The sequence below is a fragment of the Bradyrhizobium sp. T-1 genome, assembly GCF_053592855.1.
On the sequence record NZ_CM132115.1, the window covers coordinates 2771379 to 2791184 of the forward strand.

Annotated in this window: 22 protein-coding genes; 11 read left to right on the forward strand and 11 right to left on the reverse strand. The window is 62.7% G+C overall.

Annotated elements, in window-relative coordinates; translation table 11 throughout:
* The first annotated feature begins 7 nt into the window (after positions 1 to 7).
* Positions 8 to 1399 carry an NCS2 family permease gene (locus ACWAT4_RS13250; protein WP_449730725.1) on the forward strand — a complete coding sequence of 464 codons (1392 nt, stop codon included), beginning with the start codon at positions 8 to 10 and terminating at the stop codon, positions 1397 to 1399.
* 8 nt (positions 1400 to 1407) lie between these two features.
* Here ACWAT4_RS13250 and ACWAT4_RS13255 read toward each other — a convergent pair whose 3' ends face one another.
* Positions 1408 to 1629 carry a helix-turn-helix domain-containing protein gene (locus ACWAT4_RS13255; protein WP_212301399.1) on the reverse strand — a complete coding sequence of 74 codons (222 nt, stop codon included), beginning with the start codon at positions 1627 to 1629 and terminating at the stop codon, positions 1408 to 1410.
* Positions 1630 to 1999: 370 nt separating this feature from the next.
* On the opposite strand from ACWAT4_RS13255, the gene ACWAT4_RS13260 reads away from it, so the two are divergent.
* Positions 2000 to 2182 (forward strand): hypothetical protein, encoded by a 183-nt coding sequence (locus ACWAT4_RS13260; RefSeq protein WP_212301398.1) that lies wholly within the window; start codon positions 2000 to 2002, stop codon positions 2180 to 2182.
* Positions 2183 to 2203: 21 nt separating this feature from the next.
* Here ACWAT4_RS13260 and ACWAT4_RS13265 read toward each other — a convergent pair whose 3' ends face one another.
* From ACWAT4_RS13265 to ACWAT4_RS13275, 3 genes are all read right to left on the reverse strand, one after another.
* Complete coding sequence (locus tag ACWAT4_RS13265; protein ID WP_449730726.1) at positions 2204 to 3583, reverse strand: vWA domain-containing protein; 1380 nt, start codon at positions 3581 to 3583, stop codon at positions 2204 to 2206.
* Between the two features lie 5 nt (positions 3584 to 3588).
* Positions 3589 to 4536, reverse strand: coding sequence for an AAA family ATPase (locus tag ACWAT4_RS13270; protein WP_212301396.1), 948 nt, complete (start codon positions 4534 to 4536; stop codon positions 3589 to 3591).
* Between the two features lie 140 nt (positions 4537 to 4676).
* The gene (locus tag ACWAT4_RS13275) at positions 4677 to 4877 is read right to left on the reverse strand and encodes a hypothetical protein (RefSeq protein ID WP_212301395.1); all 201 of its coding nucleotides are present in this window, start codon (positions 4875 to 4877) and stop codon (positions 4677 to 4679) included.
* 228 nt (positions 4878 to 5105) lie between these two features.
* On the opposite strand from ACWAT4_RS13275, the gene ACWAT4_RS13280 reads away from it, so the two are divergent.
* Positions 5106 to 6080: a quinone oxidoreductase family protein gene (locus ACWAT4_RS13280; protein WP_212301394.1), complete on the forward strand. Its 975-nt coding sequence runs from the start codon at positions 5106 to 5108 to the stop codon at positions 6078 to 6080.
* A gap of 39 nt (positions 6081 to 6119) precedes the next feature.
* Here ACWAT4_RS13280 and ACWAT4_RS13285 read toward each other — a convergent pair whose 3' ends face one another.
* Together ACWAT4_RS13285 and ACWAT4_RS13290 are read right to left on the reverse strand one after the other, a co-directional pair.
* Positions 6120 to 6395 (reverse strand): hypothetical protein, encoded by a 276-nt coding sequence (locus ACWAT4_RS13285; RefSeq protein ID WP_212301393.1) that lies wholly within the window; start codon positions 6393 to 6395, stop codon positions 6120 to 6122.
* A 90-nt stretch (positions 6396 to 6485) separates the two neighbouring features.
* Complete coding sequence (locus tag ACWAT4_RS13290) at positions 6486 to 7094, reverse strand: S24 family peptidase (RefSeq protein ID WP_212301392.1); 609 nt, start codon at positions 7092 to 7094, stop codon at positions 6486 to 6488.
* A 166-nt stretch (positions 7095 to 7260) separates the two neighbouring features.
* Between ACWAT4_RS13290 and ACWAT4_RS13295 the strand changes: the two genes are divergently transcribed.
* Together ACWAT4_RS13295 and ACWAT4_RS13300 are read left to right on the forward strand one after the other, a co-directional pair.
* Positions 7261 to 7794, forward strand: coding sequence for a GcrA family cell cycle regulator (locus ACWAT4_RS13295; RefSeq protein ID WP_449730727.1), 534 nt, complete (start codon positions 7261 to 7263; stop codon positions 7792 to 7794).
* A 49-nt stretch (positions 7795 to 7843) separates the two neighbouring features.
* Positions 7844 to 8407, forward strand: a complete 564-nt coding sequence (locus ACWAT4_RS13300; RefSeq protein ID WP_449730728.1) for a hypothetical protein — start codon at positions 7844 to 7846, stop codon at positions 8405 to 8407.
* A 46-nt stretch (positions 8408 to 8453) separates the two neighbouring features.
* On the opposite strand, the gene ACWAT4_RS13305 is transcribed toward ACWAT4_RS13300, so the two are convergent.
* Positions 8454 to 8810, reverse strand: a complete 357-nt coding sequence (locus ACWAT4_RS13305) for a hypothetical protein (protein WP_449730729.1) — start codon at positions 8808 to 8810, stop codon at positions 8454 to 8456.
* A gap of 377 nt (positions 8811 to 9187) precedes the next feature.
* On the opposite strand from ACWAT4_RS13305, the gene ACWAT4_RS13310 reads away from it, so the two are divergent.
* The 3 genes from ACWAT4_RS13310 (at position 9188) to ACWAT4_RS13320 (ending at position 10529) form a co-directional block, all read left to right on the forward strand.
* The gene (locus ACWAT4_RS13310) at positions 9188 to 9469 is read left to right on the forward strand and encodes a hypothetical protein (protein WP_449730730.1); all 282 of its coding nucleotides are present in this window, start codon (positions 9188 to 9190) and stop codon (positions 9467 to 9469) included.
* A gap of 389 nt (positions 9470 to 9858) precedes the next feature.
* Positions 9859 to 10044 (forward strand): hypothetical protein, encoded by a 186-nt coding sequence (locus ACWAT4_RS13315; RefSeq protein ID WP_045006686.1) that lies wholly within the window; start codon positions 9859 to 9861, stop codon positions 10042 to 10044.
* A gap of 143 nt (positions 10045 to 10187) precedes the next feature.
* Entirely contained in the window at positions 10188 to 10529 is a 342-nt protein-coding gene (locus ACWAT4_RS13320) for a phasin (RefSeq protein ID WP_449730731.1), read from the forward strand.
* 178 nt (positions 10530 to 10707) lie between these two features.
* Here ACWAT4_RS13320 and ACWAT4_RS13325 read toward each other — a convergent pair whose 3' ends face one another.
* From ACWAT4_RS13325 to ACWAT4_RS13335, 3 genes are all read right to left on the reverse strand, one after another.
* Entirely contained in the window at positions 10708 to 11016 is a 309-nt protein-coding gene (locus ACWAT4_RS13325) for a c-type cytochrome (RefSeq protein ID WP_433995266.1), read from the reverse strand.
* Positions 11017 to 11303: 287 nt separating this feature from the next.
* The gene (locus ACWAT4_RS13330; RefSeq protein WP_212301386.1) at positions 11304 to 12134 is read right to left on the reverse strand and encodes an alpha/beta hydrolase; all 831 of its coding nucleotides are present in this window, start codon (positions 12132 to 12134) and stop codon (positions 11304 to 11306) included.
* A gap of 140 nt (positions 12135 to 12274) precedes the next feature.
* Positions 12275 to 14071 (reverse strand): ShlB/FhaC/HecB family hemolysin secretion/activation protein, encoded by a 1797-nt coding sequence (locus ACWAT4_RS13335; protein WP_449730732.1) that lies wholly within the window; start codon positions 14069 to 14071, stop codon positions 12275 to 12277.
* Positions 14072 to 14201: 130 nt separating this feature from the next.
* On the opposite strand from ACWAT4_RS13335, the gene ACWAT4_RS13340 reads away from it, so the two are divergent.
* Together ACWAT4_RS13340 and ACWAT4_RS13345 are read left to right on the forward strand one after the other, a co-directional pair.
* Positions 14202 to 15440 carry a FecR family protein gene (locus ACWAT4_RS13340; protein ID WP_212425542.1) on the forward strand — a complete coding sequence of 413 codons (1239 nt, stop codon included), beginning with the start codon at positions 14202 to 14204 and terminating at the stop codon, positions 15438 to 15440.
* A gap of 57 nt (positions 15441 to 15497) precedes the next feature.
* The gene (locus ACWAT4_RS13345) at positions 15498 to 18236 is read left to right on the forward strand and encodes an EAL domain-containing protein (protein ID WP_449730733.1); all 2739 of its coding nucleotides are present in this window, start codon (positions 15498 to 15500) and stop codon (positions 18234 to 18236) included.
* A 19-nt stretch (positions 18237 to 18255) separates the two neighbouring features.
* Here ACWAT4_RS13345 and ACWAT4_RS13350 read toward each other — a convergent pair whose 3' ends face one another.
* The gene (locus ACWAT4_RS13350; protein WP_212301382.1) at positions 18256 to 18516 is read right to left on the reverse strand and encodes a hypothetical protein; all 261 of its coding nucleotides are present in this window, start codon (positions 18514 to 18516) and stop codon (positions 18256 to 18258) included.
* A gap of 305 nt (positions 18517 to 18821) precedes the next feature.
* Between ACWAT4_RS13350 and rocF the strand changes: the two genes are divergently transcribed.
* The gene (gene rocF / locus ACWAT4_RS13355) at positions 18822 to 19736 is read left to right on the forward strand and encodes an arginase (protein ID WP_449731205.1); all 915 of its coding nucleotides are present in this window, start codon (positions 18822 to 18824) and stop codon (positions 19734 to 19736) included.
* Positions 19737 to 19806: the final 70 nt, after the last annotated feature.

The following is a 19806-nucleotide window of genomic DNA, read 5'->3' on the forward strand; positions in this document are numbered from 1 at the left end:
AACTGGGATGGACGAGATGACGAAGCCGCAGGCCGCTTCCGCAGAGCCGGCGCCGCGCGCTGTGGCCGGACCGCTCGATCGCTTCTTTGGCCTCACCGAGCGGGGCACGAGCGTCGGCCACGAGGTGATGGCCGGAGCGACCACGTTCGCAGCGATGGCCTATATCATCGCCGTGAACCCGGCCATCATGTCCAATGCCGGAATGGATCGCGCCGATCTCGTCAGCGCCACGGCGCTCGCCGCGATCTTCGGCTCGGTGATGATGGGGCTTTGGGCCAATCTCCCGCTCGCGGTTGCGCCCGCGATGGGGTCGAATGTCATCTTCACCTATGTCATCGTCAAGCAGATGGGCATGCCCTGGCAGGGTGCGCTTGCCATGGTTGCTTTGACGGGCGTGCTGTTCCTGATCCTCAGCCTGTCGAAGCTGCGCGAGAAAGTTGCGAAGGACGTACCGGAAGCGCTGAAGATCGGCATCCAGGCGGCAGTCGGAACCCTCATCGTCTTCATCGCGCTGCGCGGCGCCGGATTCGTCGTCCAGAATCCGTCGACCTACATCGCCATGGGATCCCTGCGAAGCCCGGCGGTGCTGTTGACGCTGTTCGGCCTCCTGCTCACGCCGGTGCTGGTGGCGCGCCGGGTGCCGGCGGCGCTGATCCTGTCGATCGCGTTGTTGACCCTGATCGGCTTTTTCGTTCCCGGCGCCAATGGTAAGATGGTGACATCGATGCCATCGGCCATCCTGTCGTGGCCGCGCTGGCCGACCAGCACCTTCATGGCGCTCGACGTCGGCTATCTCTTCAGCCATTTCGTCGTGGCGTTGCCGCTGCTGTTCTATTTCCTCTGCGCCGAATTCTTTTCGACCCTGGGCACGCTGATTGGCGTCACGGGTGCGGCCAATCTGCGCAAACCCGACGGCTCGATCCCGAACGCCACCGCCGCATTTGCGACCGATGCAACGGCGTCCATCGTCGGTCCGCTGCTCGGCACGTCGGTCGTGACGGCCTATATCGAATCCATCACCGGCGTACAGGCCGGAGGGCGTACCGGCCTGACCTCGGTGACGGTGGCGGCGTTCTTTTGCCTCGCTCTGTTCTTCTGGCCGATCTTCGTCATCATCCCGCCGCAAGCTACCGCCCCCGCGCTGGTGCTCGTCGGCGTGCTGATGATGCAGGGTCTCGCTCGCATCGACATGACCGATCTCGTCAATGCGGTTCCGATCGTGCTGACGCTGCTGGTCACCGTGCTGACCAACAACCTTATCAACGGGATGGCCTTGGGCACGCTGAGCTACGTCGCTCTGGAAGTGGCGGTCGGCCGGCGGTCGCAGATTCCGGCGATGGTGTGGGGGCTTGGCGTCGTGTTCATCGCCTACGCGATCGTGATCGCGCAGATATTTTGACGCAAGTGTTACGCCGCGAGATCCAGTAGCCGACACGATCCGCGCACCAGCGCCTTGCGTCCCATCGGCGTCATCGCTGGCACGCCGTCAGCGATGACGACGAGACCAAGCTTGACGAGGCTGTCGACCAGATAGGCCTTCGAAAGACGACTGTTCGTGAGAGGGTTACGAAGCGTACGCAAAGCAGCCCATTGATCCGGCGAAAGATCGAAGTCGAAATCGTCGTTCATGTTGCCTCGAGCGATAGTCACGTTCGCGCGCCCCTGTTAGCGGCGCTGCATGAAGACCATGCGACGACAATGAGTCGGGAATTCGGTGAGCTGTCGAGAACGTCTCTTCACGAATTGCCGCAGTCTGTTGCGCCACAATAGTTAAGATCGCATGGAGGGGATTATCGTCCGGATCGCTGATCACTAATTGATGATGTTCATTTGATGTTGCGCTGCGACAGCCGCAGTGCATGGAAAGCGCTGCTGTCTCATTCTGCGTCGCGATATGCACAGAACGCGATATGCACACAGAATTGGTGAGACGCTGGGTTCGTGACTCTGCTAGGCTGATTCTTGGGGAATGGCTTCACACGACAAGGAGTGTGAGTGCATGAACAGGCTGGTGGAAATTCGCTGTCAGGAATCCCTGTGCCGGGAGCGGGCCGCGCGCGATTTTGAGCGTCGGGTGTTCTGGCTCGCGCAGGCCCAGGAATGGGAACAGCGTGCGCTCGACGAAATTGCCTATCACTTTCGCGAGTGCAACGTCGCTCACGCGGAGCTTGCGCGAAACTGACGTTCGCTGCCAGTCCGAGACCTACTGATATGTCGCAACGATATCGGACACTGCGCGCTCGAGCTGCTGCGCGGTGGCGCACTGCCGCACCACGCTGCAAAAGGTCGCATAGCGCGGCATCTCTGAATCGCCAAAGCCCCAAGCGAGCCGTCCTTCGGGATTGAGCCAGACCAGCCGTTTCGAGCGTTCGGAGATTCGGCGCAGAATATCTGCGCGCGGATCGAGATTGTTGCTGCGGGCGTCGCCGAGCACGATCACCGTGGTCTGCGGTGTCAGCGTGCTCATGAAATCGTGCTCGAAATCGACCAGCGAAGAGCCGTAGTCGGACGAGCCGAAGCCGACCTTGGACATGATTTCGGCCATCGCCTCTTCGGGCGGCTTCTTTTCCAGGATCTCGCTGACCTCGATCAGATGGGACGAGAATGCAAAGGAGCGGACGTCGTCGACGACCTCATGCAGCGAGTGGATCAGGAGCAGGAAGAAATCAGAAACCTGCGCGACCGAACCGGAGACGTCGCACAGTGCCACGATCTTCGGCCGGTCGCGGTGCTTGCGCTTCCAGGCGGTGAGGAAGGGGACGCCGCCCCAGGCGGCGTTGCGGCGCAGCGTACGGCGGACGTCGAGATGACCGCGGCGCTGGCGCTTGCGCGGCTTCGAATAGCGCTCACGCAGGCGGCGCGCGATCTGGCGGATGAGAGCGCGCATCTCCGCGACTTGGCGCCGCTCGATGCGAGACAGCGGTGCGTTGCGCAGGATTTCGTTGCGGAGGTTTTCGGCCTCCTCTCGGGCATAAAGCGCTAGTCCGTGAGAGACGGTGTCACGGACCGCTTCGCGTAGGGCGTCGAGCGCGGCGCGCAGGCGCTCGGCCAGCGACGGGTTCGTCCCGGTGAGCTCATCGAGATCGTCGCGCAGGCGCTGGAGGCCCATGGCGTCGAGGATGCGGCTGGAGAAGATGCCGCGTTGGGTCGAATAGCGAATGTCGGACAGGGAGGCTGCACCGGAGGCGCTGGCGATCGCGGCTGAGATCGCGTTGCGATCCTGCGAGAGCAGCATCTGCGCTAGCGAGCCTAGCCCCTCGGGAGGCTGGCCTTCGCCGGGTTCGCTGACCGAGCCGGATGATGGCGACTGATCCGGGCTCGGTGAAGCGTCGTCTTCGTTGTTCGCCTCAGGCTGATCCTGGCGCGGCTCCGGCTGGCTGAAGAACAAGTCAAAGCAGTCACCAAGCGCGAGCTTCTCGTCCTGCGACTTGGCGAGCGTCAGGAGCAGCGCGTCGCGCAGAATGGCGCGGTCGGTGATGCCGACCTGCGCGACTGCACGCATCGCATCGATGCTCTCGGCTGGCGAGACATGGACGCCTGCGCCCCGCGCCGCCCGAAAGAAACGATAAAGGTTCTCGCGCATCGGCGTCAACCGAAGACGTTGGACCGTGCCGCCTTGGCAATGAAGGTCGTTATCTGCGGCGTCGCGGCTTCGATATCGGCCTCGTATTTCAGGAGCACGTTGAGGGTGTCCTTGACGATCTCGGTGTCGAGCTCGGAAGCCTGGAGCAGCACCAGCACGCGCGCCCAGTCGATGGTTTCGCTGACCGAGGGCAGCTTCTTCAGATCGAGCGAGCGGATCTCGTGAATGAAGCCGACCATCTGTCGACGCAACGTTTGCGAGATGCCGGGCACGCGGCTTTCGACGATGCGCTCTTCAAGGCGCTGCTCGGGGAAGCCGATATGCAGATGCAAGCAGCGCCGCTTCAGGGCGTCGCCGAGATCGCGTTCGCTGTTGGAGGTGAGGATCACCGTCGGCGGCGTGATCGCGGAGACGGTGCCGAGCTCGGGAATCGTGACCTGGAAGTCGGAGAGGATTTCCAGCAGCAACGATTCGAATTCGGCATCCGACTTGTCGATTTCGTCGATCAGCAGCACGCAGCCGCCCGGCTGCTCCAGCGCCTGGAGCAGCGGCCGCGGCTCGACGAATTCCTTGGAGAAGAACACGTCGCCGAAATCGTGGAGCTGGTCGAGGGCTGCGTGCAGCGTCTGCGCGCCGCCAAGGACTTCGCCGAGCTTGTCCTTGAGGATCTGCGTGTAGAGCAGCTGCTTGGCGTATTTCCACTCATAGAGCGCCTTGGCCTCGTCGAGGCCTTCGTAGCATTGCAGGCGGATCATCTTCTTGCCGCGCCAGGCGGCGATCGCCTTGGCAAGCTCGGTCTTGCCGACGCCCGCGGGGCCCTCGACCAGGATCGGCTTTTCGATCTGTTGCGACAAATAGACTGCGGTCGCGATCTGCCGGCTCGCGATATAGCCCTGCGCGGCGAGGCCGCTCTCCACTGCCTCGATCGAGGTCGAGGCCTTCTGTTCAGCCACGAAACGGCGCTCCCAAAGGTCTTGCTTAGGGCTTGTTCTGCCTGCGTTGCCGGCAAAGAACAAGTCTCGTTTGGGACGGGCCTGATACGCACGAGCGATCGTTTTTCCGCTCCGCGCAAATACTAACGGCGGCCGATCGGTCAGTGCTGCAGCAGCTCCGGCTTGCGGATGGTCTGCCTGACCTCGGCGCCGCAATCGGCGCATTCGTAGACGAAGTCGATCTTGGCAAGGCTCCAGTGCGGCTCGACCTCGCGCACATACATCGGCAGGAACCCCATGCATGTCGGGCAAATCACAGGCGCGATTTCGATGTGCTGATGATGCTGTACATAAGCTGGCATCTCGGCTCTCCTTCGCAGGCGACCACCAAACCCCGCGCGAAAGCTACTGCTGGTCGCAGCAGATGCCGTCATCAACTCTTTCGAACAGAGACGGAACGGAGAGGGTTTGTCGTTCGCTGTGACATTCTTGTTACGTCTTCTACGCTGGAACGGGCGGATTAAATGCCTATTTCTCCGGCCGACCTGCTTTTCTCGGAACATCAACGCAACGATAAGGGAGCAACGCCCATGACCCATGCCATTCGTTTTCACAAGACCGGCGGTCCGGAAGTCCTGGTTTGGGAGGAGGTCAATGTCGGCAAGCCGGGGCAGGGTGAGGCGCGCATCCGCCATACCGCGGTCGGTCTCAACTTCGTCGATATCTACAACCGCTCGGGAGTGTATCCGGCGCAATTGCCGAGCGGGCTCGGCAGCGAGGCCGCGGGCGTCGTCGAGGAGGTCGGACCAGGCGTTACCGATCTGAAGCCGGGTGACCGCGTCGCCTATGGTGCATCACCGCTCGGCGCCTATTCCGAGGCGCGGCTGATCCCCGCCGACCGGCTGTTGAAGCTGCCTGATGGGGTCGATGACAAGACCGCGGCCGCGATGATGCTGAAGGGGCTGACTACGCAATACCTGATCCGGCAGACCTATCGCGTGAAAGCCGGTGACACCATTCTGCTGCATGCCGCCGCCGGCGGCGTCGGCCTGATCCTCAGTCAGTGGGCGAAGCATCTCGGCGCGACCGTGATCGGCACGGTCAGTAGCGACGAGAAGGCAAGACTCGCCAAGGCGCATGGCTGCGACCATGTCATCATCTACACGCGCGAGGATTTCGTGAAGCGCGTCGACGAGATCACCGGCGGCAAGAAGGTGCCGGTGGTCTATGATTCCGTCGGCAAGGACACATTCCTCAAGTCTTTGGACTGCCTCGCGCCGCTCGGCGTTGCCGCGCTGTTCGGCGCGTCCTCGGGCGCGGTCGAGCCGCTCAATCTCGGCCTGCTCGCGCAGAAGGGCTCGCTTTACGTCACCCGCCCGACGCTGTTCACTTACGCCGCCAAGCGCGAGAACCTGGTCGCGATGGCCAACGAGCTGTTCGATGTCGTGAAGTCCGGTGCCGTCAAGATCGAGGTGCACCAGACCTACGCACTGAAGGACGCCGCGAAAGCGCACGCCGATCTCGCCGCGCGCAAGACGACGGGATCGACCGTGCTCACGGTGTGATCCTGGATCGGGCGATGGCGCAGGCAGCTTTGGCCTGCGTCAGGTCCGTTCGTGCTTGCGCAAGTCACTGATGTGATCGAGGCGGATTGCCTGGAGGTCGATGTCCTCAGGGGGAACCTGGGGGAGGGAGGCCTCGGTCAGAATCGCCTCGGTGACATCTTCGACCGCGTTCTCTGCGATTTCGTGGATGAACGAGATGTTCTGGTATTCGCCCGAGCTGATGCGGGAGATGACCTCGCGCCTTGTGATCTCGGGATCGACGATCGCCTCGCGGCCGCGCCGCCCGTAGTCGATCATCACGACGAAATACTGCATGAACCGATCCTGCCGCGCCCATGGTCGGGTGCGCGGCAGAGTATTTCCGAAAATCGGAATTAAGTCAAGGTTGATTTCGGAAATCCTGGATTACCGGCCCTTCTTGCGCGGGCGGGCCGACTTGGCGCGCAGCCGCTCGAGCTGGCCCTTGGGCATGGACAGGCAGATCTCGCCGACCCAGTCGAGCTTGACGCCGACGATCGGCTTGGCGTTGAAGCTGTTGAGGTTGACGACGGAGGGGGATTTGCCCCGCTCGATGGTCTTCAAATAGCGCTCGCCGGTTTTGAGCCGGACCACGGCCTCTTCACCGTAGAAGCTCGACAGCGGATGACGCTGGTCCTTGTAGACCACGATCACATCGCCGCTTTCATATTTGGGCAGCATCGAATCGCCGACGATCTCGAAGGCGACCGTCTCTTCCATGATCGGGAAGGGCAGCGCGATGTCGCCGAGCCCCTCCGGTGGAACCTGCTCGAAATCCGGTTCGATCACGGCGCCGGCGCCGACGCGGCCCATGATCGGCGCGAGGTTGAGCTCGAGATATTCCATGATCGGAATGATTTCCGAAGCCTTCACCAAGCGTTCGCCACCGAGGATTTCCGACACCGCGCCCGGACGAACGCCCATCGCAGCGGCCAACCCGCCCTTGCTCTTGCCCGTTTTCTCCAGGCCCCGTTCGATCATTGCAACGTCCAACATGGTGATTCCCTCGATTGCCAATGGCGCAGTCTCTTGTAATCCGAAATTCGGAATTGATGCAATTATGAATATCAGAATTACAGCTTGACTTCGCCTTCGGAATAACGGAATGTGTGTTCCGCCTTCGGATCGTGCGATCGCGCGAGGCACATCACAGGACAGCAGCATGGAACCGAGCCATTGGCCGTCGGAGCATTCCGACGCGCTTCGCGACTATTTTTTCAAAGGGATGTCATATGCGGAGATCGGAAAGGAGATAAACGCAAGGTTTGGAACGGCTTACACGCGCAATGCGGTGGTTGGTCGCGCCAAGCGGCTCGGACTCGGAGTGGTCGAGCGGGTGATGAGTCCGTCAATCGTGCCGTCCTTGCCAGGCGAACCCTGTCTGCTGCCGCCGCGTTGCGTCGCGGTGCCCGGCCTCAACCTGCCGCCGCCATCGGCACTGAAGCCGGCCAGTCCGGTCAAGTTGCGCTGCGTTGGTATCCGGCCGCGCCTGATCACGCTGATCGAGCTCGAGCCGGGTGATTGCCGCTATCCGTATGGCGGTGACAAGGAGGGAGAGGAGATCAACTTCTGCGGTCACCCGCGTCAGCCGGGCTCGAGCTATTGCGCGCCGCATATGCATCTGGCCAGCAGTTGCGGCACTCCTGCCGGCCGCATCGCCGGCACCGTCGCGCTGAGGCTGGTCTCCGCCGCCTGACCCGCACGGCCACCAACCCTTCCCATGTCAATTTGCAAGGAGTCTCCGAGTGGTACGTGCAAGACGCAACATGTCTTACAAATTGACCGGACTGCACGATCGGCGGTCGCGGGAGCTGCCGTTCAATGCCGAAGTGGCGGAAATCGAGGTCGATAATCCTCTCGCACTCGATCTCGACGAGAAGATCGTGGCCATGCGGTCGATCCGCCACGATCCGCTCGGCCGCCTGCACGCGCACCATCAGATCAACGAGGCGCAATATCGAGGTGGCCGCGCCTATCAGAACGACTGGGAGAGAGCGGAGCGGGGCCCTCAGGCCATGGATCCGACCCGCGAATATGTCGACGGCGCGCGCTCCCGCGAGCCCTTGACCGAGAGCCAGCGCCAGGCCGTATTGCGGCTCAACCGGGTCGAACGCGAACTCGGCACCGATGGTGCTGCGTTGGTGCACGACGTGCTGGTGCTCGGCCTGACCATGGAACAGATTGGGCAGCGACGCGCCGTCCGCACCCAGCGCTGGAACGATTATTTTGCACGGCGCTTTCGCGAATGCCTCGACCGGCTGGCGCTGGTCTATGGATTCGCAACGGATGCTTCGGCGCGGCGTCGCTGAATGAGGGGGCCGGCGGCTAGCGCCGCCGGCCCGCCTTCGTCGCCTCTCATGGATGCGGCATGATCTGGTACGGCGTGGTGTAGGGCTCGACGCGGAGCGAGGCGTTGGCCAGCAGGCCGATCTTGGCGGTCGGGGCCTGCTGCATTTCACCGTTCTGTCCGCGGTGCACGTTGTACTGCCAGACGGTGAGATCGCCCTTCTGCGCAAGCGCGTGCGCGACCGCGCTCGCGTCATTGCCGCCGAGCGCCTGGAGCTCTTCGGGCGACAATCCGATGATGATCTCATCCTTGACGGTGACGATCTTGAAAAGGTTCATTTTGGTCTCCTGCGCCCATGCGTCCTGTGTCGAGAGTGTGAGAAGCGCAACCGCGGCGCCCTTGATGAGATCGCAGCGAGAAAGCATGCCGTCGTCCTTTGCTGACGCGCGCCCGAATCGAACAGTCCATCAGCCATGGCGCCCGTGATTTGCGTGGCCGTTTCGCAACCGCTTGGTCGCACGATCTTGAACAAGGGTTCATGACGGGAGAAATATTGGCGATGATGAACCATGATGCGGAGAGACGAGTCCAAGCAGAGAGAATCATGGGGACTCATGGGATGAAATTCATCAGCACCGTTTGCTTGTTTGCTTTTCTCGGCACGACTGGCGCCGCCGTGGCGGCCGATCCCTTCTATGTCGGAAGCTGGACCTTGACGACGGCCGTAGTGGCGCCTTAGGCCGATCCGCAGCACAAGCCTGACGATACCGAGCGCACGCGGCTGCTGGGCAAGACGGTGGTCTTGAAGGCCAGGGAAATCTCCGGTCCGCGGCCATTTGCCTGCGCCAGGCCGCAATACAAGGTGACGACCTCCGGTCCCGACATGCTGTTCCAGGGGGCGTTCGACGAGATGCAGCGCGCCGATAAAAAGGCCGATCCCAAGGCACTTGCCGCTTCGCTCGGCTTCACCGGGGCCAGTATCAGGACGCTGGAGACCGGCTGCGAGATCGACGTTCATTTCGTGGACGATGCAACCGCCGAAATCGGGCTCAACGATTACGTGTATACGCTGAAGAAGCGCTAGCCGGCAGTTGCCAATCTCCGTTCACACCGGAAACGAGATGAAACGCAGGTCCAATTGACAGCGATCGGGGCCATGTGGTCACTGATGGCGCTTCTTGACGCAGGTGGGTGACGGCGGCGCATATTCCTGTTATCCGGAATTGCCGTGGCACGATGCCGACGAAGCATCGCTAAGGCCTACGGTTTGGCTTGCCCACGGGGTTGTTCCTTGCCATAATTACAACTTCTCGGGTCGGGCCGAGTCCCTTCAGATGCGTAGCTCAGCCTGTCAGACGCTGAGATGTCCTGACCTAGAGTTCGTCGTCGCCATGGCGTTTGGTGACGGCGTCTGGTCCTCGATCGGGCCTCCGACGTCCGACCCCAGGGGCCGAGTCCTGTCATAGGTGCGAGATGAAAAACCTCAATTTCGCGGCTGAACTGCACCTCAAGCTCGGCGCACCCGCGAACAGTACGGTCGAGAGTCTCCGCCTGCTGCGCGCCTTTCTCAAGCTTGCTCCCCGCCAGCGCTTCGAGGTCATCAAGCTCGTCGAAGACCTCGTCACCGACGAAACTCTCCCCGAACATCCCTTGTCTTGAGCCCGGCCGGGCCGACATTACGCTTTGTCCATCTTTCAGCCCTGAGGCAGACTGCCAGATGACGGCCGCCGCCAGAGCTTGGCCGCTGGAAGGCGATGCGACAAATGTGATAATTAGTCAGGAAAAAGGGGAGGAGTGTGACCATGATCGAACCGAAGCTCGAAGTACCGGCAGAACTGCGCGACCTGGCCGAGAAGACAATCGATCAGGCGGAGAAGGCATTCGGCATGTTTTTCGATGCCGCCACCAAATCAATGTCATCTGTTCCCGGAGCGGGCGCGGACGTGTCCAAGCAGGCGCTCGCCTTTACCGAACAGAACATGAAGGCGGCGTTCGAGCATGCCCGCAGGCTGGTTCACGCAACTGATCTTCAGGAAGCCATGCGAATCCAGTCCGAGTTCCTGCGCAGCCAGTTCACCAATGCCGGCGATCACATGCGCCAGATGACCGGCAACTTCATGCAACCGGGCAAGGGCAAGTCCTGACAAGGCAAGTCCTGATTTGGCGTGTGCGGTCGTCTGCTTGCAAATCGATCTTGTAGAGCGGCGTGATGCGCATTTCAGTTCCGGTGCTGGTCCATGATGGGCACCGGAGTTGCATCTTTTCTGTTGATCCCTGTCGGTTCACCCGGCAGGGATTTTCTCTTTGAGGGCCTGGCGCGGTCTATGGACGCAGCGATCCGATATAGGCGGCAATGTCGGCGGCTTCGATCCGGCTCAAGGGAAAGTTCGGCATTTTCGGATGCGGGTCGAGCAGGAAGAAGGCAAGTTTCTCCGTACTGAAATCAGGCCTGCGCGCAACCGAGGCGAAGGAAGGCACATCGGCACTGGCCTGGGTCTGGCTGCTTGTCACGACATGACAGCTTGCGCACCAGCGCCGGGCGAGATCGGCCCCATGATCGGCGTCGGCGGCAAGAGCAGGCAACGCACCGAGGCCCGAGACTGTCGCGAGCAGAAGCCAAGTTCGTCTCATGTATTCGCGCATCCGAGCACCTGTCAAAATTCAATTGCAGGCCGTCGACCTAGCCGCAGCATGATCCCGGGAATTGTGAGAGGTCGATGCGGGCAATGATCGACCGCAGCAGCCTGCGGGCCGAACGATAGAGATGCCTCATAAACCCCGGCACCCTCGCTGGGGGCAGGCCAAGGCCCTCGGTATCAAGCCTTTGGGTATGGTGCGACACGCGCCTCTCCGATGCTGTATGGCCCTTCTATCGTGGCCGGCGGGGAGTTGCGTTGATCTGCCGCAAAGCGTGCAGGCTAGTAGTCGCCGGGATTCATGATCATCGGGCTGGTCGTATCGGCCGGCGCCAGCGCGCTGCTGGCACTATCGCGCAGGAAGCGATCGAGCGTTGCCTGGATCTTCTCCTTGACCGCATCGGGGCCGCGATCGCTCATCTCGGTGTGCTGCGCACCGGTATGAATGATGTCGATGCCGCGCGCCTTGGCCTCTTCCGGTGTAGGCAGCACGCCAGGGTCGGTCTGGAAATGCGGATCCTTGGAGCGGAACGACAGGATCTTCATGCGGTCGCTGAGGACGAAAGGCACCCGGAGATTGTCGAGCGTGATCACCTTCGACACGAGCTCGGGATGCTGCTTTGCGACATACATGGACACGTCGCCGCCGTTGGAATGGCCGACCAGCGTGATGTGGTCGTAGTCGGCATTCGCCTGCCGTTCCTTCAACGTGTTCAGCACGTAGAGGATGTTGGCCTCACACCGCATATAGACTTCGCGCCGGCCGACATATTGCTGGCCGACATGGGTCATCAGGGGCGGGTCACTCGGCAGATCCTGCTGGATGCTGGCGACGAGATACCCGCGGGCCGCAAGCACGTTGGCAAGGAAGGAATATTCGGTGGCCTTGACGGTATTGCCATTGCTGATGATGGCGACCGGAAGCTTCCAGAGGCCGAGATTCGCCTTCGCCTCGTAGTCGCGCCGCACGGCAATCTCGACAGAGATCGGCCGCTGACGCGCAGCGTCGAACAATGACAGCATCTCGTGACGGATCGCGAATTTGCTGACGATAATGTACTGGCCCGCGGCAAGGACGCAGAGAAAGGCCAGAATGGCAAACACCCTCTTCATGGTTCCGTCTCAATCACTTTTGACTGAAAATGGCTATTGAAAACCCCCGGATCGAGCGATCGTGAGCACGTTACGGGATTAAATTTAGGCAAGTCTGTGAGGAAGGCCGCAAAATGGGCCGCATCGAGGGCCGCCCCTGGTTAGAGACAGCCGTTTCTGCCGCGTTCGGGGCAGAGCCTGAACGCGCTCGACAGGGTAAACAGGAAGCGGGGGCTGCGGCGTTCATTGTCCGGCGCGCGGTAGCTCAAGGGCACGGCCACCGCGAGATCGGCCTGGAGATCCTGCGGCAGGAAGAACCGTACGCCGGCGCCGGCTGACGTCAGCGCCAAGCCGTCGCTCGGCCGATAGCCGTCGTTCCAGACTGCGCCGGCGTCGCCGAAGGCGTAGAGCTGGTAGCCGCTCCAGTAGCGGAAATTGAGCTTCTGGTCGAAGCGCAGTTCGAGCGAGCCGGCGAGACCGTTGTCGCCGCTGATCTCGGCCGAACCATAGCCGCGGCCGAAGGCTGCGCCGCCAAGGTAGAATTGCTGTGAGGTGAACAGCGGCCGCGACGCAGTCTGGCTCGCCGCAGACAGCTTTAGCGACCAGGCGTCGTTGAGGGTCTGGTAGCGCGTGAACCAGAAGTTCAGAACCGAGAAATTCGAGGACGCGCCGTCCCGCGACAGCAGATCGTCGCCGTAATGCGAGGCGCCGAAGACGTCGAGGCCCTGGCGAAAGGTCATCGTCGTGTAGTTGGTGCCGCCGAAATTATCCTGGAGGCGGTAGTCCGCAGTGAGGCTCGCGGTCCTGATGTGGTCATTGTACCAGGGACCGTAGAGGTCGTGTTCCGACACGTTGCTGAAGGTCGTCGCCGCAGTCAGGACCAGCGAGGATGATTGCGACTGTAGAGGGACGATGCTGGCACGCAGTTCGAACGCCTCGGTCGTGGTGATGTCGCTGTCGAGGCGCCGGGCATCGCCCGGTCGAACGGCGCTGTAGAGGAGGGATCCGCCAAGCCGCACGCCGTCGACGCCGACCGGTGCGTCATAGGACAGCCGTCCGAAGCCGAGCTCGCGCGGGTCGTTCGCGACGGTCGAGAGGTTGACCGCGAGCGCGTCGCCGGGCGTGAGGTAGGAGTTGAATGCGCCCGTTGCATAGGTCTGCCAGGGACCGACCGACGACGAGCCGAGATTGTCCAGACCGAACGAGGTGAAGACGTGCCAGGTCTTCAAATAGACGGTGAGACGGAAGCGACCGGTCGCACCTCCGATCTCCTCCAGCGCGGTATCGGTGATCCGAACGCCCGGCCTGCCGTTGATGAGAAAGAGCTGGCGTTCAAGCGTCGCGAGGCGTGACGGCTGCTCGGCCAGGACCGGCCCGAGCACCGGCCTCACGCCGAACTGCTCGGCCCCATCGCCTTTCAGCTCGGCCTCGACGATGGCGCCTTCGATCACCTGGATCCGGACCCGGCCGTCGGCGATGTCCTGCGGGGGCACGATCGCCCGGCTCAGATGGAAGCCCTGGGCGCGGTAGAGATCGCTGATCGCACCTGCGATCGTGGCGAGGTCGGCTTGCGAGACCTTCTTGCCGAGATAGGGCTGGTAAGTCGCGCCGATGCGGTCCTGCGGGATGGCGTGGGAGCCGCTGACATCGATGCCGCGCAGCACAAACTGCGGCCTGGTATCTCCGCCCGTATTGGGGCGGCCGACCGATGGCAGCTTCACCGGAGGCCGGCCCAAAGATTCCTGCTCTGTTTGGTTTTCAAAGTATTTCTCTGGCTGTCGGGGATCGAACCCGGGGGCATTCGCCTGCTGCGCGAAGGCCTGCGAAACTCCCGCGAAGATCGGCGCCACCAACACCAACGCGGTAAGGAGGTGCCGCTTCTCAACTCGCGCACCGAGCCGTTCTCCGTAGTTCGACGGAGAGGTGCCCAGGAGCCGGTAAAGGTTCATTAGCCGCATGATTTTTCTTAGTTTTTTATGGTCAATGAATCGTTAATGCGACTGCTCCGCTGTCCGCTGCCCGCTAAGTCTATGTTGAGTGATTTTGAGTACGCCTCAGGACTGGCTGTAACGCGGACCGAGGATTGTCATGCTGGGGAGAGTTGGAGTGCGGTGCACCTTGATGGCTGCGCTGATCCTGGGAACGGTGTCCGGTGCATCCGCTGCGGATGACGGCGTCTGGTCGGTCAGCAAGTCGTCGGGCGAGGTCTGGCTCGCCACCAACGGCGCCCAGCAGGTGTCGTTGAACCAGGAAGAGACGCTGAAGCCGGGCGATACCATTCGCACCGGGCGCAACGGGCGCGTGCTGCTTGTTCGCGGCGAAGAGACGATTTTGATCGCTCCCAATTCGGTGGTCGGCGTGCCAGCCGAGAAGAAGGAGGGACTTTCGACCACCATTATCCAGCAGGCGGGTTCGATCCTGCTCGAGGTCGAGAAGCGCAACGTCAAGCATTTCGAGGTCGAGACCCCCTATCTCGCCGCTGTGGTCAAGGGAACGCATTTCAGCGTCACAGTGGGCGCAGGCAGCACCAAGGTTGGCGTGCTCCGCGGCCAGGTTGAAGTCTCCGATTTCAAGACCGGCCAGATCGCCCAGGTGATGCCGGGACAGGTGGCGACCGCCTTCGAGCATGGCAAGCCTGGCCTCAGCCTGAGCGGTGCCGGCACCCTCAATCCGATCGAGCAAGGCAAGCCGCGCGCTTCGACGATCGAGCGCGTTCCCGTGCCGAAGTCGGGTCTGCCGATGCCGCGCAATGCGGCGAACGGCCATGCTGTTCATGCGTTAGGGCCGATCGACAAGGGGAGCAAGGCAGCTGGTGTGTCGACGCAGTCGCGCCATGCAAGCGGAGCTCACGTGCCCAAGGCCGGCGTGGTGCGCATCTCGAGCTCGCTCGGTGAGGTCAAGCTGAATTTCCGTAAGGTCACGCATGGGCTCGCCCACGAGTCGGTCGCGCCAGGGCACGTGCGCAACGCGAACGCCAGCACCGATACCGTGTGGAGCGATAGCAAGGCCAGCACGACGACCACTGCGACCAACAGCTCGACCGTCACTGCGGTCACTGTGAGCGCCGCATCTGCTTCCAGCGCCGCATCGACCTCGTCAAGCGCAACGACGACTGTTGCGACCACCGCCGGCTCGACCAAGGATGCGACCGGCGGCAGCAGTGGCGGACAATCCGGCGGCAACAGCAATTCCGGCAAAGGGAATGGAGGCAGCGACGACAATAGCGCCACCGGCAACGGCAAGGGCAACAACGGTAACGGCAACGGGAATGGCGGCGGTAACGGCAGCAACGGCCACGGCAATGCCTACGGCCACAACAAGCACTAAAGCGATTTCCTAGGGGACGAGGGGGCGCGCTTGCAGAAGCGAGCGCGGGAGGATCGGGTGAAACGCTATCGGCCGCATATTCTTGTCGTGATCGCGCTGGCGGTCGTGCTGTCCACCGGATGGCACGGCGCGCTTCGCAATGCGCTCACGGATCTCCGTTTCGCATGGCAATCGCGCTCCGCCACCGGCAACGTCGTCGTGGTTGCGATTGACGCGCCCTCGATCGATCAGATCGGGGTGTGGCCTTGGCCGCGCCGCCTGCACGCCGACCTGTTGCACCGGCTCGAGGCCGCCGGCGCGCAGGACGTGGCTTTCGACATCGATTTCAGCTCGCCGTCGGATCCGGCCTCTGACGAGGCCTTCCTCAAAGCGCTTCGGGAGGTCGGCGGCTCGACGATCCTGCCGTCCTTCAAGCAGCCGACGCCAAATGGTGGCGCGGCTCACATCAATCGTCCCCTGAAGCCCTTCGGCAACCAATCGTGGCCGGCCGTCGTCAATGTCGCGGTTGAATCCGACGGGCTCGTTCGCCGCTATCCGGTCGGCGAGAAGCTTGGCGATGCCCAGATTCCCTCGATGGCCGTGGTGCTGGCCGGGCAGGACGTCAATCGACGGCCGCCTTTCCTGATCGACTTCAGCATCCGGGCGGCGTCTATTCCCATTGTTTCCTATGCCGACGTGCTGCGGGGCAGCGCTGCGGCGCTCGACAGGCTGAGGGACAAGAAAGTCATCGTCGGCGCCACGGCGCTCGAACTGGGCGACCGGTTCAGTGTGCCGAACGGCCGCATCGTCGCGGGCCCTGTCCTCCAGGCACTGGCGGCTGAATCTGTCCTGCAGAACCGCATGCTGCGCTGGACGTCCGATGCCGGCATGATCGCTGGCCTCGGCGTCATCTGCCTGCTGATGATGTATTCATGGCGCCGTGTCGCACCGGGCGTCCGCGTCGCGATCCTGGTCGCAGCCGGAGCAGGCATCGAACTGGGCGCGGTTCTCGTGCAGGAACATTGGCCCTTCGTCATCGACACGTCGCTGTTCCACATCGCGATCGTCGCTTATCTGACGGCGATTGCGCTGGATGAGATCGATTTCCGCAGCCTGCTGGGACGCATTGCCGAAAGCCGCTTTCACCGTATTGCGATGTCGCTCGGCGATGGCCTGGTCTGCACCGACGAACATCATCGGATCACGGTTTGGAATCCGGGCGCGAGTGCGATCTTCGGCTATATGCCGACCGAGATGATCGGTCGCCCGTTCGAGACGCTTTGTGCGATCCCGGTGGAAGCCGGCACAAAGACTTTTGCCATCCGCGACGCTGCACGCCAGGCCTTGCTGGTCCCCGGCGGCGCCGTTGTCGTCGAGTTCGAGGGGCGGCGCAAGAATGGCGAGACCTTTCCGGTCGAGGCGAGTTTTTCGGGTTGGCAGGGAACGGAGGGCTTCCAATATGGTGCGATCCTGCGCGACATCTCGGTGCGCAAGCGCGAGGCCGAACGCGTCAGATACCTCGCCGAATATGATGCGCTGACTGGTCTTGCCAACCGCAACACCCTCCATGCGGGCCTCAGCAGCCTGATCGCTGCTGCGGAGCGGCGGTCCTCCGAGGTTGCGCTGCTCGTGCTGGGGCTGGACGGCTTTCAGCAGATCAACGACATGCTTGGACATTCGGCCGGCGATCTGGTGCTCCGGGCGGTGGCTGAGCGCCTGCGGGTCGAATCCGATAGCAGGGCGGTCGTCGCCCGGCTCGGCGGTGACGAGTTCGCAATTGCGCTGGATTGCGCAGGAGAGCCGGTTGCCGCGTTCGCCGAGCGGATCGCGCGTGCCTTCGAGACGCCGCTCGCAACGGGTACGCGCCAGCATCGGGTCAGGATCAGCATGGGTATTGCCGTCTACCCGGACGGTGGACAGAATGCAGATGATCTCCTGGGCAATGGCCACCTCGCGCTGACAAAGGCAAAGCTGACGCGGCGCGGCGGTCATGTGATCTTCGAGAGCGCGATCAGGCAGGAGCTGGAAAGCCGGCTGAGGCTGGAGAGCGAACTGGCGCTTGCCGCGGATCGCGGCGAGTTCGAGCTGTTCTACCAGCCCCAGGTTCGCCTGATCGATGGTCGCCTGACTGGTGCCGAAGCGCTGATCCGCTGGCGGCACCCGGTTCGTGGCTACGTCTCTCCCGGAGAGTTCATGCCCATCGTCAACACCTCGGCACTGTCCGAGCGGATCGCCAGCTGGGTGATGGAGACGGCCGCCCGCCAAGCACGGGCGTGGGAATTGTCGGGCAACGCTGTGCGCGTTGCAATCAACCTCTCGCCGTCTCAGCTCCACTCCGGCGATCTCGCGCATGCGGTCGCGGAGTTGCTGAGGACGACGGGACTTACTCCTTCGCTACTCGAGGTGGAGGTGACCGAGGACATCCTGCTGCACGACGAGGTTCGCGTGCTCGACATGTTCAAGCGAATTCAGCAGCTCGGCGTCCGCATCCTGTTCGACGATTTCGGCACGGGCTATGCAAGCCTGAGCTATCTGAAGAAGTTTCCGCTCGATGGGCTCAAGATCGACCGCTCGTTCGTGCTCGATCTGCTTACCGATTCCGATGATGCGGCCATCGTGGGCTCGACCATCGGCCTCAGCAAACAGCTTGGCCTGACGATTGTTGCCGAAGGAATCGAGAATCGCGCTACGGCCGACTTCCTGGTCAGCATGGGGTGCGAGGAGGGGCAGGGCTATTTCTTCGGCCGTCCGATGCCCGCCGAGGCGTTCGAGAAGAAATTCTTGACGGCGGGGCTCGAAGCCGTCAGCGCAGCTTAAGCGGGCTCGATCGTGGTCGTTAGCGCCGGCGCGCCACTGCCACGCCAAAGAGGAAAGCGACGAACAGGCTGGCGAGGGGCGCTTCGCGCGTGATCGCTGCCACTGTCGCCAGCGGCCGTCCGGGCTTTCGCGCTTCATCGATCGCGTAGGTGAGGCGGTCGACGGCGGCTCGCAACCCTCCGGCGACCTCGCCGATGGTGTGGGACACGTCGGTCGCTGCGTCGAGGGCGCGCTCGGCCATGCCTGGCTGTTGGTTGGACTGCGGGATGTCCGTGCTCAAGCGCGATCTCCAGGATTGGCGAAAGAACTGAGGCCGGCACCTTTGGCTATCCGCGCGTGCGCTCGTTTTGAACAGCGGGTCGAAAGACCTTTGGCTATCCGCGACAGGCGCCGTTTTGAACGGCGGGTGCCGGCCTTGAAGAGAAAATGCGGCGCTCGGCAATTTGTTCCGGTTTCCCCGTGAAACGACGGGTGCGAATCTCTGTTACGCTGGTGCAGCGTCGCTGACCTCAGGAGATTGCCGTGACCGATCAAATCATCGCGGATCGAGCCCGGCGCATCGCGTTGCTGGGCGCGCCCATCGACATGGGCGCTTCGCAGCGCGGCACCTTGATGGGCCCTGCGGCGCTGAGGACCGCCGGCCTCGCTACGCTGCTCGAAAGCCTGGATTTCGAGGTCGTCGATTACGGCGACCTCTCCGTGGCCGAGGTCAGGGACCTCGCCGACAAGCCGCCGGAGAGGGCCAATCACTACCGCGAAATCCAGCGCTGGACGCGCATGCTCAGTCGTCGCGGCTATGAGATCGCACAAACCGGCGCTCTGCCGATCTTCCTCGGCGGCGATCACACGCTGTCGATGGGGTCTGTCAATGCAATGGCGCGACATTGGCAGGAGCGTGGCCGCGAGCTGTTCGTGCTCTGGCTCGACGCCCATGCCGACTACAACACGCCGGAAACGACGATCACGGCCAATATGCACGGCATGTCGGCGGCGTTCCTCTGCGGCGAGGCCGGTCTCGATGGCCTGCTGGGAGATGATCCGCGCGCCTCGATCGACCCGGACAGGCTCGACCTGTTCGGGGCGCGCTCGATCGACAAGCTCGAGAAGGAGCTGATGCGCGCGCGCCGGATCAGGGTTGTCGACATGCGCCAGATCGACGAATTCGGCGTCGCGGTGCTGATCCGTCGCGTCATCGAGCGGGTCAAGGCCAGCAACGGCGTGCTGCATGTCAGCTTCGACGTCGATTTTCTCGACCCTTGCGTCGCGCCGGGCGTCGGCACCACCGTGCCGGGCGGCGCGACCTATCGCGAGGCGCATCTGATCATGGAGCTGCTGCACGATTCCGGGGTGGTGGGATCGGTGGACATCGTCGAGCTCAATCTGTTCCTGGATGAGCGTGGCCGCACTGCACGCACCGCGGTCGAACTGATCGGCAGCCTGTTCGGCCAGCAGATCACCGATCGGCCGACACCCAGCAATGCGATCGCGCCGGGTGAGTGACCCGCGTGTCTTTTTGTGCGTTGCAAGGAATGGAACTGCTGTCGCGGCCCGTGAATTTAGGTCAGTCCTG

Excerpts from the sequence above, each read along its gene's own strand:
- ACWAT4_RS13255 (WP_212301399.1), bottom strand. The coding sequence starts at position 1,629 with ATGAACGACGATTTCGACTTCGATCTTTCGCCGGATCAATGGGCTGCT.
- ACWAT4_RS13285 (WP_212301393.1), bottom strand. The coding sequence starts at position 6,395 with ATGCAGTATTTCGTCGTGATGATCGACTACGGGCGGCGCGGCCGCGAG.
- ACWAT4_RS13275 (WP_212301395.1), bottom strand. The coding sequence starts at position 4,877 with ATGCCAGCTTATGTACAGCATCATCAGCACATCGAAATCGCGCCTGTG.
- ACWAT4_RS13320 (WP_449730731.1), top strand. The coding sequence starts at position 10,188 with ATGATCGAACCGAAGCTCGAAGTACCGGCAGAACTGCGCGACCTGGCC.
- ACWAT4_RS13290 (WP_212301392.1), bottom strand. The coding sequence starts at position 7,094 with ATGTTGGACGTTGCAATGATCGAACGGGGCCTGGAGAAAACGGGCAAG.
- ACWAT4_RS13260 (WP_212301398.1), top strand. The coding sequence starts at position 2,000 with ATGAACAGGCTGGTGGAAATTCGCTGTCAGGAATCCCTGTGCCGGGAG.
- ACWAT4_RS13335 (WP_449730732.1), bottom strand. The coding sequence starts at position 14,071 with ATGCGGCTAATGAACCTTTACCGGCTCCTGGGCACCTCTCCGTCGAAC.
- rocF (WP_449731205.1), top strand. The coding sequence starts at position 18,822 with ATGGGCGCTTCGCAGCGCGGCACCTTGATGGGCCCTGCGGCGCTGAGG.
- ACWAT4_RS13250 (WP_449730725.1), top strand. The coding sequence starts at position 8 with ATGGACGAGATGACGAAGCCGCAGGCCGCTTCCGCAGAGCCGGCGCCG.
- ACWAT4_RS13325 (WP_433995266.1), bottom strand. The coding sequence starts at position 11,016 with ATGAGACGAACTTGGCTTCTGCTCGCGACAGTCTCGGGCCTCGGTGCG.
- ACWAT4_RS13295 (WP_449730727.1), top strand. The coding sequence starts at position 7,261 with ATGGAACCGAGCCATTGGCCGTCGGAGCATTCCGACGCGCTTCGCGAC.
- ACWAT4_RS13330 (WP_212301386.1), bottom strand. The coding sequence starts at position 12,134 with ATGAAGAGGGTGTTTGCCATTCTGGCCTTTCTCTGCGTCCTTGCCGCG.
- ACWAT4_RS13315 (WP_045006686.1), top strand. The coding sequence starts at position 9,859 with ATGAAAAACCTCAATTTCGCGGCTGAACTGCACCTCAAGCTCGGCGCA.
- ACWAT4_RS13340 (WP_212425542.1), top strand. The coding sequence starts at position 14,202 with ATGCTGGGGAGAGTTGGAGTGCGGTGCACCTTGATGGCTGCGCTGATC.
- ACWAT4_RS13280 (WP_212301394.1), top strand. The coding sequence starts at position 5,106 with ATGACCCATGCCATTCGTTTTCACAAGACCGGCGGTCCGGAAGTCCTG.
- ACWAT4_RS13265 (WP_449730726.1), bottom strand. The coding sequence starts at position 3,583 with ATGCGCGAGAACCTTTATCGTTTCTTTCGGGCGGCGCGGGGCGCAGGC.
- ACWAT4_RS13305 (WP_449730729.1), bottom strand. The coding sequence starts at position 8,810 with ATGCTTTCTCGCTGCGATCTCATCAAGGGCGCCGCGGTTGCGCTTCTC.